The organism is Bordetella genomosp. 11 (assembly GCF_002261215.1).
Taxonomy (GTDB): Bacteria; Pseudomonadota; Gammaproteobacteria; order Burkholderiales; family Burkholderiaceae_B; genus Bordetella_C.
On record NZ_NEVS01000004.1, the window covers coordinates 3,320,515 to 3,336,574 of the forward strand.

12 protein-coding genes are annotated in these 16,060 nt (G+C 65.3%); 3 read left to right on the forward strand and 9 right to left on the reverse strand.

Going from position 1 to position 16,060, the window contains the following annotated elements; translation table 11 throughout:
• Positions 1–21: 21 nt before the first annotated feature.
• Genes CAL28_RS22570 through CAL28_RS22580 form a run of 3 tightly spaced genes read left to right on the forward strand, consistent with a single transcriptional unit; the run spans position 22 to position 2,764 of the window.
• Positions 22–993 (forward strand): Bug family tripartite tricarboxylate transporter substrate binding protein, encoded by a 972-nt coding sequence (locus CAL28_RS22570; RefSeq protein WP_094843418.1) that lies wholly within the window; start codon positions 22–24, stop codon positions 991–993.
• Positions 993–1,781: an enoyl-CoA hydratase gene (locus tag CAL28_RS22575; protein ID WP_094843419.1), complete on the forward strand. Its 789-nt coding sequence runs from the start codon at positions 993–995 to the stop codon at positions 1,779–1,781. Before CAL28_RS22570 ends, CAL28_RS22575 begins: the two co-directional genes overlap by 1 nt.
• Positions 1,782–1,819: 38 nt before the next feature.
• Complete coding sequence (locus tag CAL28_RS22580) at positions 1,820–2,764, forward strand: LysR family transcriptional regulator (RefSeq protein ID WP_094843420.1); 945 nt, start codon at positions 1,820–1,822, stop codon at positions 2,762–2,764.
• Between the two features lie 7 nt (positions 2,765–2,771).
• Here CAL28_RS22580 and CAL28_RS22585 read toward each other — a convergent pair whose 3' ends face one another.
• From CAL28_RS22585 to CAL28_RS22625, 9 genes are all read right to left on the reverse strand, one after another.
• The gene (locus tag CAL28_RS22585; protein WP_094843421.1) at positions 2,772–3,971 is read right to left on the reverse strand and encodes a pectate lyase family protein; all 1,200 of its coding nucleotides are present in this window, start codon (positions 3,969–3,971) and stop codon (positions 2,772–2,774) included.
• On the reverse strand, positions 3,968–4,975 hold the full coding sequence (locus CAL28_RS22590; protein WP_254926319.1) for an SDR family oxidoreductase: 1,008 nt from the start codon (positions 4,973–4,975) through the stop codon (positions 3,968–3,970). The genes CAL28_RS22585 and CAL28_RS22590 overlap by 4 nt, the downstream gene beginning before the upstream one ends.
• A gap of 95 nt (positions 4,976–5,070) precedes the next feature.
• Positions 5,071–6,975: a tetratricopeptide repeat protein gene (locus tag CAL28_RS22595; protein WP_094843423.1), complete on the reverse strand. Its 1,905-nt coding sequence runs from the start codon at positions 6,973–6,975 to the stop codon at positions 5,071–5,073.
• Entirely contained in the window at positions 6,968–8,017 is a 1,050-nt protein-coding gene (locus CAL28_RS22600; protein WP_254926202.1) for a sugar ABC transporter, read from the reverse strand. Before CAL28_RS22600 ends, CAL28_RS22595 begins: the two co-directional genes overlap by 8 nt.
• A 103-nt stretch (positions 8,018–8,120) precedes the next feature.
• A complete protein-coding gene (locus tag CAL28_RS22605; protein ID WP_094843424.1) occupies positions 8,121–8,840 on the reverse strand; it encodes an ATPase in 720 nt (239 codons plus the stop codon).
• A 9-nt stretch (positions 8,841–8,849) separates the two neighbouring features.
• A complete protein-coding gene (locus CAL28_RS22610; protein WP_094843425.1) occupies positions 8,850–10,190 on the reverse strand; it encodes an ABC transporter permease in 1,341 nt (446 codons plus the stop codon).
• Positions 10,191–10,198: 8 nt separating this feature from the next.
• A complete protein-coding gene (locus tag CAL28_RS22615; RefSeq protein ID WP_094844795.1) occupies positions 10,199–11,362 on the reverse strand; it encodes a polysaccharide biosynthesis/export family protein in 1,164 nt (387 codons plus the stop codon).
• A gap of 42 nt (positions 11,363–11,404) precedes the next feature.
• Positions 11,405–13,546 (reverse strand): glycosyltransferase, encoded by a 2,142-nt coding sequence (locus CAL28_RS22620; RefSeq protein ID WP_094843426.1) that lies wholly within the window; start codon positions 13,544–13,546, stop codon positions 11,405–11,407.
• Positions 13,543–16,023 carry a hypothetical protein gene (locus CAL28_RS22625; RefSeq protein WP_094843427.1) on the reverse strand — a complete coding sequence of 827 codons (2,481 nt, stop codon included), beginning with the start codon at positions 16,021–16,023 and terminating at the stop codon, positions 13,543–13,545. Before CAL28_RS22625 ends, CAL28_RS22620 begins: the two co-directional genes overlap by 4 nt.
• Positions 16,024–16,060 lie beyond the last annotated feature (37 nt).

A 16,060-nucleotide genomic window follows, 5' to 3' on the forward strand; every position in this document is an offset into this window, starting at 1 on the left:
GACCATAACAAGGAGACAACCATGTACCACCCCCTGCGCGGCGCCGCCTGCGCGCTGATCCTTACCCTGTGCGCGTCCGCGCCGGCCCTGGCCGCCTATCCCGACCGTACCGTGCAATTGATCGTGCCTTATGCGCCAGGCGGCACCACCGACCTGATGGCGCGCATCGTCGCGCCCAAGCTTGGCGAGGTGCTGGGCCAAACGGTGGTGGTGGTGAACAAACCCGGCGCCGGCGGGGCCCTGGGCAGCGCCTACGCCGCGCGCGAGCCGGCGGACGGCTATACGCTGGTGATGGCGGTCGAAAGCTCGCACGCCGTGAATCCCAACGTGCACAAGAAATCCAGCTACGACCCGGTCAAGGACTTCGCGCCCATCAGCAACCTGGCCAACGTGCTGGGCGTGCTGGACGTCAGCGGCAATTCCGACATCAAGACATTCCAGCAACTGCTGGACACGCTGAAGGCCAAACCGGGTCGCCTGGCCTTCGGTTCTTCCGGCAGCGGCGGCTACAGCCATCTGTTCGGCGAACTGTTCCTGAGCAGCACGCAGACGAAGATGCTGCACGTGCCGTACAAGGGCCTGGGCCCCGCGCTGGTCGACCTGATGGCCGGACAGGTACAGGTCGTATTCGACAACCTGCCTTCCTCGGCCGGCTTCATCGCCTCCGGCAAGCTGCGCGCGCTGGCCGTGGCCGCGCCCGAACGCGTGAAAAGCCTGCCCGATGTCCCCACCTACGCCGAATTGGGCTATCCCCAGCTGAACACGCCAAGCTGGTTCGGCCTGGCCGCGCCCAAGGGCACGCCCGAACCGGTACTCGACACGCTGAACGCCGCCATCAGGAAAGTGCTTTCGGAGCCCTCGGTCATCGCCGCCATCGAGCAGCAGGGCGCGGTGCCCGACTACACAACTCGCGAACAGTTCGCCGCCACGATCGAGCGCTCCAACAAGGTGTGGCAGAAGGTCGTGGACGAGATCGGCTTCGAGAAAATGTGATGACGACTTTCCAACATCCCCATGCCGCCGTCGCGGTCGATGCTCAAGGCATCGCGACGCTGCGGATCATCGACGCCGGCAAGCTCAATATCCTGAGCCGTCGTGTGGTCGACGGACTCATCCTGGCCCTGGAGCACCTGGCCGCGCGCGAAGATGTCAGGGTCGTGGTGCTGTGTGCCGAACAGGACAAGGCCTTCGTGGCGGGCTCCGACATCAAAGAGATGGCCGAGTTCGACCAGGCGGGTGCCATCGCATACATCGACCGGTTGCGTCAGTTGTGCGACGGCGTGCGCCTCTTGCCCATGCCGGTGATCGCCCGCATCCCGGGCTGGTGCCTGGGCGGCGGCATGGAGCTGGCCCTGGCCTGCGACCTGCGCATCGCTTCCGAAGCCGCCCACATGGGCATGCCGGAGGTGAAGGTGGGCGTACCGTCCATCATCCACGCGGCATTGCTGCCGCGCCTGGTCGGCCAGGCCCGTGCAACATGGATGCTGCTGACCGGCGAAGTCGCCGATGCGCCCGAGGCATTGTCCTGGGGCCTCCTCGACCGTGTGGTACCGCCTTCGGCGCTCGACGCCGAGGTGGCCCGCATTGCGGGTATGCTGGCGGGGCTGGGCCCCCGCGTGCTGGCCCAGCAGAAGCGCTTGTTGCGCGAATGGCAGGACGAGCCGCTGGAAACCTCCATCCGCAACGGCGTACTGGAGTTCGGCGCGGCGTTCGCCACCGGCGAGCCAGGCCGCTACATGCGCGGCTTCCTGCAGGAAAAAGCGCGCGCCAAGGGCGGTTGACCGGCGGGTCCGGCGCCTGCTCAACGACGGAATACCCGATGTCCTACGAGCTGAAGGACCTGCGCCTGTTCAAGGCCATCGTCCAGGCCGGCAACCTGTCGGCCGGCGCCGCCGCCATGCACATGACGGCGCCGTCGGCCAGCTACCGCCTGAAGAACCTGGAATACACCGCCGGCAGTCCGCTGTTCTTGCGCACCGCCAAGGGCATGACGCTGACCCAGGCCGGCGAAGCGCTCGCGCGCCACGCCGACATTCTCCTGGCCGATCTGCAGGCGCTGCAGGACGAGGTCGGTGCCTACGCGCGCAATCTGAAGGGCCGCATCCGGCTATTGGCCAACAGCAGCTCGCTCAATAGTTTCATCATCCCCAGCCTGGCGCGCTTTCTCGCGGCCAACGCGCACATCGACGTCGATCTGCGGGAAGCCGACAGCGAGGCCATCGCCGGTGCCATCCGGCGCGGCGATGCCGATATCGGCATCTTCGCCGGAAGCAACACCGCCAGCGACCTGCGTTGCGAGCTGTATGCCCTGGACCGCCTCATATGCATCGCGCCCGCGGACCATCCCCTGGCATCGCGCGCGCGTGTTCCCTTCGGCGAAGCACTGGCCTACGGCTTCGTCGGCATGGACCAGGCCAGCAGCAATTTTCACTTCCTGCAAGCGCGGGCCACACAGGCCGGCCGCGTCCTGAACGTGCGCGTACACGCGCACGACTTCGCATCGGTGCTTTACCTCGTGCGCGCGGGTGTCGGCCTGGCCCTGGTCCCCGTCAGCGTGGCCGAAGCCGGGCTGCGCGAGGGCAACCTGGCCGGCATCGCCCTGAGCGACGCCTGGGTGTTGCGCGACCTGCATCTGGTCACCCGGCAGGACGCGCCGCCCAACGGCCTGGTGCGCCAGTTCGCCGACGTGCTGCTGCACGATCCGCAGGTGGCGGCGACACGCACGCGCGAATCCGGCGCGGCGTGGTCGCTGAGCGCCTCTTGAACCGCGACTACGGACAACCCGTCCCGCTGCGCGGGCTTGCCAACGGCGTGTCCACGCGCGTATTGCCGGCCATCTGGCGGATCTTCTCGGCCAGCTCCGGCGTGGGGTGTTCGTAGCCGTAGCAGTACGGCGGTGTCGGCACCGATTCCGGACGGTAATCCTCCAGCACCGGTTTCGCATCGCCAAGGTACAGATTGTCTTTCAGGCGCAGGGACGCCTTGAAATCATGCTTGTATCCGTACTGGCCCTTCGATTTTTCGTAGTTGCGGCGATCCGATTCGCCATTGGGTAGCGCGCTGCGCTTGGGCGAATCCTTGATAAAGCTGCAGTAGTTCACGTTGATACGCTCCACCGTCGGGAAAAAGGGTGGCTCCGTGCACTTGCGCTGCGACAGGTTGCTGAACATATTGCCCTCCACCAGGGCGCGGGCCGCCAGGCTGAAACTCATCCCATAGAAATCCCAGTTCTCCAGCAGATTGTTGAACAAATGGAATGTGCCGAACTGGGCCCTCGGATTGCGCTGCACCGTATTCACGAAATAATTGTGGTGCAGCGTCACCCGCGCGATCGAATCGCGATCGTAGTTCTGGAAGAGATTCTTCGAGGTGATGTTGTTCAGCAGCATGACCTTGTCGGAGTCATGAAACTTCGTCCACGAAACCGTGACATCCGTCGAGCCATTCTTCACGTTGAGCAGCCGGTCCGCGAATCGGGACAGGTCCAGATGATCGACCCACACGTCCCGGCTGCCATTGGCCACGTTCACGGCCTGCGTCAGCCGGTTCAGGCGTCCATCGATGGTCAGGTGCGTAAGGATGACGTTATGGCTGCCGTAGACCCCCAGCCCATCGTCGATCAAGGTGACCTGCTTTCCACGCCCATCGATGGTCACGTCCGACGGAACGCGTAGCTGCTTGTCCAGGACGATCGTCATGTCCGAGGCGAAACGGATCCACGTGGGGCCTTTGGCATGCGTCAGCGCCGCGCGCAATGTTCCCGGCCCGGCGTCCATATTGGACGTGACCTCGACGAATCGCCCTCCCAACCCGCCCGTGGCCTTCGCCCCGTAGCCTTCGCGCTGTTGCAGCAGCGACGCGACCATCGGGCAATGCTCGTCGGGGACGCTGCACGATACGCTGGCGGCGGCCGTGCCGCCCCACAACGCCGCCAGGGCAAGCAGCCCATGCATCAATTTTGTCCTGGTCATGCTGCCACCCGCGAAGTCAGAAAGCCGATGTACCACGGCAGCGCCTCGTTCATTCCACGCCGCAGATCCACCAGCGGCTCGTAGCCGATGCCGGCCTGCGCCTTCGACACATCAGCCTGCGAATGCCGCACATCGCCTTCGCGAAACGGCCGGTATTCCGCCGATCGCGCATACTCGAAGCCACGCGCCGCCAGGCCGTCCCGGATGATGCCGAAAAGGTCGTTCAGCGTGGTGCGGCCACCCACCGCGACGTTATAGACCTCGCTGGCGCGGGTCTCCTGGCGCAACGCGGCGCGCAGGTTCGCCTGCACGACGTTCCCGACGAAGCAGAAATCCCGGCTGGTTTCGCCGTCGCCATTGATCTGGACGGCCTCTGCCTCGATCATCGACGAAATCCACTTCGGGATCACGGCCGCATAGGCGCCATTGGGATCCTGCCGCGGGCCGAAGACATTGAAGTAACGCAGTCCGGTGGACGCGAAGCCATACGTCCGGGAAAACACATCCGCATAAAGCTCGTCGACCAGCTTGGTGACCGCATAGGGCGACAGCGGCTTGCCGATCCGGTCTTCCCGCTTGGGCAGATTGGGCTCGTCGCCATAGGTGGAACTGGATGCGGCATAGACGAAGCCCCGGACGGCGGCACGGCGCGCGGCATCGAGCATATTCAGGAAGCCCGAGACATTCACATCGTGCGAAGTCACCGGGTCCTTCACCGAACGCGGTACCGAGCCTAACGCGGCCTGATGCAGCACGTAATCGACCTGGCCGACGGCCTGCTCGCATGCGGCCATGTCGCGGATATCGGCCTCGTGCAGGGTGAAAGACGCCCACAGGCGTTCCCCGACGTTCCCGCGGACCTCGTCCAGATTGCGCCGGTGTCCGGTCGAAAAATTATCCAGGCCGTGCACCTCCTGTCCCAGCAAAAGCAGGGTCTCCACGAGATTGGAACCGATAAAGCCCGCGGCCCCGGTCACCAGCCAGCGCCGGCGCCGGGAGAGCATCTCTTCGCGAAGGTCGCGTTGCGTCTCGTCGAGCAGCCACGCGGGGATGGCCGCATCGCTTTCAAAGCCTGTTGAGTTCATCGAATCCTTACTCCCTATTGCTGCGCGGAACGATCCGCGGATTTCACGTGGCGCCAGATCCCGCCGCTCATGCGCAGGTTTTCCGGTGGACCGGCCAAATGTTCCCTGAGCCGCTCGAAATAGGCCCGCTGCCATCGTTGCGCGTACGCCTCGGCATCCTCCCCGGGCTCGGCCGCCGGAAGCATCTCCAGCGTGAAGGCAACACGGCCGTTCTCCCAGCGGGGCGCGTAGAACACCGAAGGCACCTTGAGGCGGTGCGCCAGATGCGAAGCGAAACTCGAATACGTCACTTCCTGTCCCTCGAAGGTGGTTCGCGGCGCGGCCGGGTTCGCCGCGCCGTCCACCGCCAGGCACAACACGTAGCCCGACCCGATCGCGCGCAGGCAGGACTTGGCGACCTGCGCTTCGGTCTGGTCGGCGGTGGAGATCAGGGCCTCGGCATAGCTTGTCTGGGCAATGCGTGGCGCGGTGGCCAGCCAGCGCGACGGGATGCCCGCCAGCTCCAGGGCCATCAGGCCGGCATACATGGGACCGACGTGCGCGGTGGCTACGACGACACCCCTGCCCGCGGCGAGCAAGGGCTCGAAAAACCGCTCGCCGCTGTCCAGCTCCCCCAGCACCTGCATGGCCTCTTCGGCACGATCCTCGCGGCATTCGATCCAGTCGAACAACAGATGGTCCACCATATGGCCCCAGCGCGCGGCGCGCTCCCATTGCGCGCGGTCGATTCCCGAGTCGCGGCGCAGCGACCACGCCCAGTCCAGCCGCGCCTGGGGGATGGGGGCGGTATCGAGCCGGTCTTCCAGTTGCGCCATGGCTTCGTCGAAGGTGTCGGGCAGCCGCATGTCGCGCTGCGAAACATAGCGCTGGAACAATGCCTCGGCCTCCTGCTTGCGGCCAGCCTGGGATAATGCCGCGATGGCGGAACGCTGCCACAGCGGCTTATCGGGGTTTCGTTCGAGCACGTACATCAGCTGGTCGGCAGCCTCGTCGTACTGCAGCGAATAGCGCAGCGCGCGCGCGTAGAGCACCCGCGTCTGCTCCAGTTCCGGCGCCAGGTCGATGGCCTGCTTGAGCGGGCCCACCGCGTCCTGGTAGCGGCCGGACCGCAGCAGTGTTTCGCCGTACAAGGACAGCAGCCTCACATCCGAGGGCGACACCGTCACCCCAGCCTGGAAATGGTCCACCGCATGGACCTTCCGGTCTTCTTCCGTGCCGCGCCGCAGGTGCGCCAGTCCAAGATAGGTCCGCAAGCCCGGGCTATCGTGCCCCGCGGCCAGCGCCGCGTCGCCAAACCGGATCGCCGCCTCCGCCCTGCCATCCTCGAACAAGGCACGCACGGCCATCGCGGCCACGCGCGCGTTCGGTAGATTGTCCGCGTTCAGTACCGCTGCCATGCGCGCCGCCTCGGCCGTATCGCCGTCGCGGATGAACGCCAGCATCCAGAAGTGGGCGTCATCCGGAGACTCCGCCGCCCGATCGCTGGTCGCCCGCGCGACCGTCGCGGCATCGGCCACCCGCCCCGCCTGCAGGCGCAGCTGTATGCGCGCGGCGTGCAGCGCGGCGGTATCCGGTTCGAGATCGGCGGCGGCGTCCGCCTGCGCGATCGCGCTGTCCCACTGCTCCGTCCGTCCCAGCAGGCTGGCGAGCAGGCGGCGATCCTCGACCTGGGAGGGATCGGCGGCCACAAGAAGTTCGAGCGCCGCGATCGCCGGCTTGAAAGCACTCTCTCGCACGAACGGCGAGACCAGCAAGCGCCTGACATCGCGCCTGCCATTGGCCGCGCGCACCAGGGCCGGGTCGAGCCCGGACAGTTCGGCCGCGGGATCCGCCGCGGCCCGGATCCTGCCGATGGCTTCGGCCAGCCGCGCAGCGGCGTCGGCCGACGCCTCGCGACGTGCAATCGTCGTATCACCCATGACGCATCCCCTTGAGCAAAGCCATGGCGAGGCGCAACACCAGCATCAGCACGAAGCCCAGGGCCAGCGCTTCCAGCAAAAGTATCCGCAGCTTGGGGCTGCTGGGGCGGTCCGTCGGAACCGGCTGCGCGATGATCGATAGATACCGCTGCAATCGCAGTGCATCCACCATGGCCTGCTGATACGACTGCTGAGCCAGCGTCAGGTTGGAATCCGCGAAGGCCTGGGCATTGCGCAGCGCCTCGTACGACTTCAGCTGCTTCGCCTCTGTATTCCCCTCGCCGCTCAGGCGGCGGCGCACCGCCACGATCCGCTTCTGCAACGCCGAGACCTGCATCTCGGCGGGCCTGAGCATGGGATGATTCGGATTGCCCAGGGCACGGATCTTGTCCAGGTTGATCTGCGCGTTGCTGAGCTCGCCTTCGAGCTGGCCGGACAGATTCAGCAGCATCGCCACGGTCGCCGTCGGGTCGATATTGCCATGCGCCGTTCGCCACGCCGTCAGGGCGTCGCGGGCGTGAAGCGCCTTGCGCTCCGCACGTTTGACGGACTCCTCGCTGACCTTCAACTTGTCGGCGACGCCTTTCTCGTTCAGGCGGCTGACGAAATCCTCCGCCAGGCGAATCAGCGCCTGCGAGAGGATGGCCGCGTCCTGAGGAGAAAACGCGCTGACGCGCAGCACGTCGATTTGCTCCAGCACGTTAAAGGACACTTTTACGGACGACTGGTATGCGCGGTACAGATCGTCCTCGCTGGCGTCGGGCGCGAGGCGATTGAACAGGTCCATGCCGTCATGGGCCAGGTAGCGGCGCAGGCCGACGGCCTGATCCAGCTGGCGCATGGCATCGCGCGACTTGAGAAAATCGCTGACGGCCCAACCGTCCACGAAACCTCCCAGCATGCCGCCCATATTCCCCGTGGTAAGCAGGCTCGCGGCCCCGCCGCCGCCGGAATCCTGGCCCGAGCCGGATTGCACGAAGAAGCGCGACTCCGCCTCATAGCGAGGCGTCGCGATGCACAACACATAGACCAGGGCAAGCACGACCGGCGCGATGACGATGAGCGCATTGACCCAACGATGACGCCGCCGCTCGCGTAGTGCCGCCTGCCGTTCACGATGCCGGCGTTCGATCTCGGACCCGCCCTCAGATGCCGAACTGGCCGTCCCCGAAGTCCCCGCTGAAGGCGTCGTCGCCTGCGCTTGCGGAGTCGCTGCGGGATCGTCTGGGCGGGAACTTGCGGATGCACCGGTCGAGGTCGTCGTCGATTCTGAGCGTGCTTCCTTCATAAACTAAGCCTTTGAAGCAATAGTCCGCCAATTGATTCTGGCGATAACTGGAAAATACGAGCGTCCGTCCGACCAGGCGCTCTTCGAAAAGCGCCAGCCAGAGACGGGTGAAACGGCAGGGCTCGAAGGGCATGGCGCCCTCGATCACATAGACATCGAACGCGGGCGCCAGCGCCAGCGCGAACGAGAACTCCTGCCGGACGTAGAGCGGCCAATGTTCCATGGGCCTGGCCAGGCACTTGGGATCGCTGATCAGGTCCGCGACGAAGTCGACGGTGGTGTCCGCGTCCAGCTCGTACATTTCGCTGACGAACTCGATCATGCGCAGCCCGTTCGCCTTGCCGCGAATGAAGCCCTGCCGGCCTATGGCCCAGGAAACGCTGCCATCGTGCTTGACGAACCCCTGGCGCGGCGGCCTCAGCCGGCACAGCACATCGATAATCTGGCGGTGCAGTTCCGGCGCGGGCGAAAGCAGCGCATAGCGCCCCACGGGAATGTCGAGATCGACATTGGAAAGCAGCGATTGGCGGGTTCCGAATGCATAGGGTTCATCAGTCACGCCATTAAGATGGATCATTACGGCCCCTCACATCGGCTGGATATTGCTGCGGGCCAGGCGTTCGGCAGCCAGGGCAATCACGGCCAGGAAAACCAGCGAGGTCAGGAAATAGGTCAGGCTCGCATCCTGCGACTTGTAGCTGGTGAAGTACGCCGAACGCAGCAGTTGCATGCCATGCGCGAACGGCGACCAGAGAACCAAGGACTGCATCTGTTCCGGCAATTGCTCCGACACGAAGAACACCCCCGAAAATATCTGCAGGAATCGCTCGATCACGGGCGCCAGCCGAAGAAAAAAATGCCACGCCGTCGCGATCGCGCCGAACAGCACGCCCATGGCGGTTCCGCCCACCCCCATCAGCACCACGAAAAGCACGAACCCGGACCAGCTCTCGGGCAGCGTGATGAAACCGAAAGCGCTGCCCGCGCCGATCAAAATGCCGAATACCACCAGGTATACCGAGACATAGATCAGCGCCTGCACCAATGCACCCATTAGCGGCGTCACTCCCTGGAAGTTCAGTAATCCGCGCGCCGACACGTAGCTCGTGCTGCTCCTGAAGATGATCTGCCGGAACATGATCCACGTGGTCGCGCCCAGCAGCGAAAACGTCGGCACATCCATACCCAGGATGTAATGCGTTCCCATCAGGAAATACAGCGACGAGATCAGCGTGAGCAATACGACGGGCCCGACCAGGGCCCACAGCAAGGCAATCCGGCTTTCGCCGTGCATGACGTGCAGCTGATAGACGAACATCGGCAACAGGGTACGCAAGCGGGGCCGGCCTTCGTCGACGTCGCGCGGACGATACCCTTGATGCAACACACGCAGGCGTTCGCGCAGGATCGCCAGATCCCCGGCCTCGTCCGGGGAAAGCTCGATCTGCAGCGCGACGTCGTTGCGCGACGCATGGCGACGCGCCTGCTGCGCCTCTTCCTGCTTGCGCCGCCGCACCCGCCGCCCGTGCGCCGCCCCCAGGCGCTCGTCTTCCGCCACCAGCCTGGCCGGCATGTATCCGGGCTCGAACACATCGGCGCCGGCGCGGATATCCAGCTCCAGCAAGCGCACCATAATGCGCAGGCGCCGGCGCGGAAAATCGGCATCGGCTTCGGCCGCGCCGCTACGCTCGATCTCCTTTTCCAGTTCGGACTGGACAGCCTCGTAGACCGCCCGCCGGGCCGCCACGGTGTCGTGCTTCTCGCCCTGCAGCCTCGCGACCAGCCGCCTGAACACGGCGGCTGGCGAGGTCCTGGGATCGAATAGCGCCGACACATCCAGGCGCCAGGCGGCAACACCGGAACCTACCGCGTAATTCCGGTCCTGCCGACGCGCGCGCCAGCCTTTAATGCGCTCCTCGTTGCTCATCGACTGGCTTATTGAGTCACGTTGGAGTTGCTACTGGACCCGCCCGAATTGCTATCGATCGCCCGCGTGGCGCTGAAGCCGGCGCTCATCGTCACCCGGAATGCCGACAATACCTTCTGTACCTGGGTAAACGGCGCATCCGAGATATAAATGGCCTGCCCCTCGCGCACCGTGAACTGGCCGGCCAACGCCACCTGTTCCGGCCGCGTCAGGTCGAACTGATAGACAACCGGCAAGGTATCGGGCGCTCCCTTGCTGCCCGGCTTCGCCGGCGTGAACAGGAACACGGAACGCGGGTCCGCCGTATCGTCGTCCAGGCCCTTGGCATCGCCCAGGGCATCCAGCACACTGTAGTTGCGCTTGCTGATGGCCACGCGCCCCTGCGTGCCGGCCGCGCCCAGCACCGTCAGGTACTCCCGGGCGTCATGCGCGGTAATGACATCGCCCGCGCGCAGCAGGATGTCGTTATCCTGGTTGCGGTAGATATCCGACAGCCGCACCGAAGAAATTTCCGTGCCGCGCCGCAAAGTAATGATGAGCTGTTCGGGATTCGTCTGCACCGGCGCGGCAAGCGCCAGCGCGCTGCTCAGCCGCTGGGTGGTCTGGGTAATGGGATACATGCCCGGTTTGGTCAGGTTGCCCTGCACGGTAACCATCTGCCCGCGCGCATCGGCGACCCGGGTGACCGTCACGTCCGAGCCCACGATAAGCTTGCTCAGGCGGGCGACGACGGCGTCATGCAGCTGCGCCAGCGTCAAGCCGGCTGCCCGGAACTTGCCGAGCATCGGCAAGTAGAGATTCCCGCCCCGGTCGATTTCCTGGTTGCCCAGGTCGCTGATACCGGCGGCGTTGGCCGCGAACACACCCAGGCCATCCCGTTCCCAGACAGTGACGTTGATGCCGTCCCCCGGCACGAGCACGTCGAAGCCCGCGTCGCGCGCGTCACGATAACGCGCCGGAAAATCCATGACGTCGGGCACATTGCTCGCGAGCGCGAGCTCGGGCGACACCGGCATGACCACCACATCCTTGTCGTCGTTCGCCGAAGTCATCTCGCTCAGCATGGGACCGGAACGCGGCAATTGGCATCCTGAAAGTAAAACAGCGGCAAGCAGCGCCATGCCCAGCGCCGCCTTGCCCCGCAGCCCGGAAGCCGGGATTTTTTTTTGCATCGAAACCATGATTTCCGAAATCGCGGGAATAAAGCCAGGCAATCACGCCTCCCTCAAGCGCATCGCCCCGATACCGACACGCTCGTCGCTCCTCGACGCGCCCAGGACCGACACGCACAGGCTCAGGAACTTGTCCAGCATCGCGTTCAGCGAGAACAGCTCCCGCGCCCGCTGGCGGCTATGCTGTTTCAACACCTCGTTGCCGCGGGTCAGGTCCACCAGCGACTCGATTTTTTCGCACGCCTCGTTCAGGTCCGGATGCTCGAGATCGCTTAGCAAATGGCCGGTCACGTTCTCGACGAAGCATTCGCCCGCGCCGCCGGCCGGGGTGGAAACAACCGGCACGCCCTGCAGCTGGGCTTCGATCAGGACGTTGGGCAGCCCTTCGTACCGCGAAAGCAGTACCTTGGCGTCCATCCGCGAATACCAATAGCCGACGTGGTTCGACAACCCGACGAAAAGCAGCCGGTCCGTTACCTGCAGCTCCTGGGCCAATGCCGCCATGTTGTCCTGCAGGCGCCCGTCTCCCACGATGAAGAAGCGCGCTTGCGGTCGCCGTTTAAGGTACTGCGCGGCAAGCTTGAGCCAGAGTTGCGGTCGTTTGTCCGGCTCCAGGCGGAACACCCCGCCGATCGTCTCCGTGGCATCGGCCGTGCACGCCTCGAAGGCTTTCCACTTCTCTTCGTCCTTGGGCGAAGCACCGGTCGCCAGCTCCGGCACGCCGTTGTAAAGGATATGAAAACGCACGATCGGAATACCCAGCCACTTCGCGTACTCCTGCGCCGCTGTGCGGCTATTGCTGACGAAGTGCACGCCCGGGATTTGCGCCAGTGCCTGATAGAGCACCGGATACTCTTCCCGGAAGCGATCCTTGCGGATATTCGGCGGCAACCCCCGAAACACCAGATGTATGGTCGGGACGCCCGCCAGCAGCGCCGCCAGCGCGCCGAACAGGCACGTACCGTCCTGCCACAAGCTCACGACATCGAACCGATTGGCGCGCAGCAGGGGGGCAAGTCGCGTGACCCCGTAGTGAACGGGCGGCGGCAATTGCTCCAGCAGGCGAGTCAGGCGCGGATCCTCGACCGGCTGATGCGACGTCGAAATCGCGGGCAGGCCGTTGATCTCGGTCACCGGGATCTGCGCATCGGCCAGCACCGGCAGGAAGAAATCCAGCCCCTGCTTCTTCGCGGACCCAGAGGGCTCGGTGTGCTGCTTCACCAGCACTTCGACCTTCTCGGGCTTCACGCGCATGAAGGCCGGCAGGCGGTCGGCCGACTTCGCCATGCGATGCAGCTCTCCGGCGAGCCGCGTCAGCTGACGCTCGGCGCCGCCGGGGCCCAGGCTGCCGGTGACAAGCGCGATGGACACCGTGTTCTCCGGCTCGGTATCTTCGACCTGGCGGTTCTTGAAATGCAGGATCGCATGCTTCATCGAGACGATCCTGATGTCCTTTCCGGCCAGTTCCTCCGCCTCTTCGAACTCGCGGTAGAACTCGTAATCGCTCGTCAACGTGCTTGCCAGCTCCGCCGCCTTGCTACCGGGAGCAAGCAGATGCAGCACGGGCTTTATCGTTTCGTAGGCGTCCGCCAGCAACCCGCGTTTGCGCAGCCGCTTGGCGAACTCGACCCGTACATTGCGGTCGCCGTGGCGCGCGATCAGGCGACTGAACAACGCATCGGACTGTTCATGCGCGCGGATATCGCCCAGCAGTTTTGCCCGCGCGAGCATCAAGTCCGGATTATCGTCCGACTCCGGAATATGGCGGTCCACCAGGGCCAGGGCCTCGTCGACATGCCTGTCCCTGACCAGCCGGGTCGCGCTATAACGGACGATCTGCAAATCGTCCGGACATTCGTTCAAGAGCGCGGACCACTGCTCGAACATGCCCTCGTTAAGGCCAGCCGCTTCCTTCAAGCGCAGCAGCAGGAAGCGGACTTTCGGGTCCGTCAGGTGATCGCGCGCTAACGCTTCGGCGCGGGCCAGGTTGCCTTGCGCAATCTGGACCCTGGCCGACGCTGCGACGATTTGTTCCAGCTGGGCCTGAACCGACTGGAGAGGCGGCGTATCGTCCGGCGGACCGCTATCCGGCTGAGGACTGGCCGGCGTGACTTCCTGCCGCTGCGCGGCCTCTTCCGCGGGACGGGCGGCACGCCGCCTGGACGGCCGTGCGCGCGCGCTCATGCTGCCTTCCTGCGGTTGAGTTTCTCGATCCAGACCTGGCACCGTTCGATATAGTGGTCGAACTGCTCCGGCTTGTCCGAAAGCTTCTTCAGCGCTTCCCAATAGGGCAAGGCCTGCTCGAACCGGTGCAGGCGCATCGCGCCGACCGCCGCCAGCCGCAGGCCGATGGCATCGTCCGGAACCAGCCGCAGGATCTTCTCGCCCAGGGCCAGCCGCTCGCCCGTGCTCGACGGATCCAGCGCTCGCGCCTCCGCATACAGGACAGCCAGGACGCGCCGCTTTTCGTGGGCGACTTCCGGCATCTCCGGCCAGGACTGGGCAACACGGTCCAGCAGTTTCCAGGCCTCCAGGTGTTCGCCACGGGACAGCGCCAGCCGCGCGGCGCGTATCGAACGCGGTCCGAGCCGGCGCAACTGCCGCTCGGCCTCTTCTTTCGCGCTCTGGTCGGCCGACGCGTTGGCCTGGATGGCGGTGTAGGCGTCGATGGCCTCGCCAAACCAGCCGCCGTTGAACGCCACCCTGGCGAAATACAGCTGCGTGCTGAATTGGGCGGAGTCGCCGGAAGCCGCCAGCTCGAGATGCCGCATCGCGGTCTTCTTGTCCCCAAGCGCGTCCGCCGCCCGTCCGCGCATGGCGTCCAGCTCGGGGAAATCGATGTGGGCGTCGAGCGCGATATCCGTAAGCTCGATGACCTCTTTATGGTTGCCCGCCACGAGCGCACCCCGCACCGCCAGGCGCATCGCGCGCTCGAAGGCCCGCTGCGCCCGCACACCGGCCAAGGCATCCGGAGCCAGCAGACGGTGCGCGCAAGTCCTTTCGGCCGCGTCGCGCAGGCGTCCTTCCTCCAGCGCCCGGCCCCCCTCTTCGGCCCATGCCGACGACTGCGCATCGAGCCAGGCGCGGATATCCTCTTGATCGGTCTTCAGCAGACCGCACGAAACCGCCAGTGCCGCCGCGGCCACCAGGCAGCCCCGCCACGTCGCTTCCTTCACGAGCTCCAGCGCTTCCAGCTCGGAGAGTTCCGGCGACTCCGCCGCCAGGGAACGCAATCCCGTGCGGTCGCCGGCCATCAGCCGATCGCGCCACAGTACGGCGAAGCCCCGGCCATACGAGGGCATGGCGGCGCGAACCTCGTTGACCCAGCGGATGACGGCGTCCATGTCGCCGCCAGCCTGCAGCATGGAAAGCACCGTATCGGCCGCCTCCAGCGCGTATGCGTCGCCCGGAGAGGCAATCCGGAACAACTGCTTCCACTTGCCCAGCGACTCGTCCACATTGCCAAGCTGCGCCGAGGATGCCGCCACGATCCGCACGATTTCGGGGGTCTCTATCTCGTCGCCAAGCAGACCGGCCGCCAGCGAATAGGCCACATCGTAGTGCCCCAGATTGAAATGATTGCGCATCAATATCTGCTCGGCCTTGCTGCCGGAGGCCACCGCCCCATCGGCGGTTTCCAGCAGGGCGATCGCGCCCTCGTAGTCGCCCAGCTCGCCCTGCATGCGGGCCATCAGCGTCACATGATCGGGCAGCCCGGGATGCCGGCGCAGCACGTCGCGCACGCGCCGCGATGCCTCGCGCAGATCGCCCGCGTCCCATATCTTTTCGATGCGTTCGGCGGCCTCGTCGGCAGCCAGCCTTGTCGCGGCGGGCGCGGGGGCGGGGGTGCTTATCCGCGGGCGGATGTAGCTCTTGTACCAATCCGCGCACAGGCGCTCGGCGAAGGCTTCCGTGTAATGCGTCAGGTCCAGGCCGCCGTTCTCCAGCGCATCGGCCTGTCCTATCTTGTTCATCAGCGGCGTCGGGTCGTAGCACGGCACCCCGATGCGTTGCGCCCCCGCCTCCACGGCCGAGATCAGCTGCTGTCGCTGCTCGATCGGGACGTTGTCCGGGGTCAGGGCATTGACGTGCGTGACGAACACGACCTTGTCCTTGCCCAGCAGCTCCACGAGCTGGCCCATTTCGCCTTCTATCTCGTCGTCCGCCATATCGCGCTTCAGGATGCGGACCAGCAACTCCCGATCGTCCGCCGGCAGGCTCTTGAATACCGCGTCCTGCTGCAGCTGGGCCTTCCTTTCCGCCAGCTTGTCGGGGGTCGCCAGCGACCAGAACATGCGCGCACGCGTGCGGTCGGCGAAGAACTCGCTGAAATAGCGTCCCAGGTAGTTGGACTGGATGGGGGAGCCGTCGATGGTCAACAGCTTGCGCGACGACAACTCGATCATGTAAAGATCGGCCGGCTTATGCGTTGCGCGGTGGGCCTGGCCGCCGTTCGATGGCCGGAAAATCAACCGCTGGACGTCGGCGGGAATCTCGGCCTGGCCGTACATGAAGCGCGCCTGCTGAAGCGCCTCCGCGCTGGTGTGCACGAAACCGTAGTTGCGGCCAAGCTGCAGCTTGAGCGGAAAGCGCCCCACGGCGTCGCGCAGGGGCGTATGAATACGGCAGGTTCCAATCGGAGCGATCGTAAAAGTAGCCATTCAGGTTCACCTATAGTGGCGGATTGACGACCCGAAC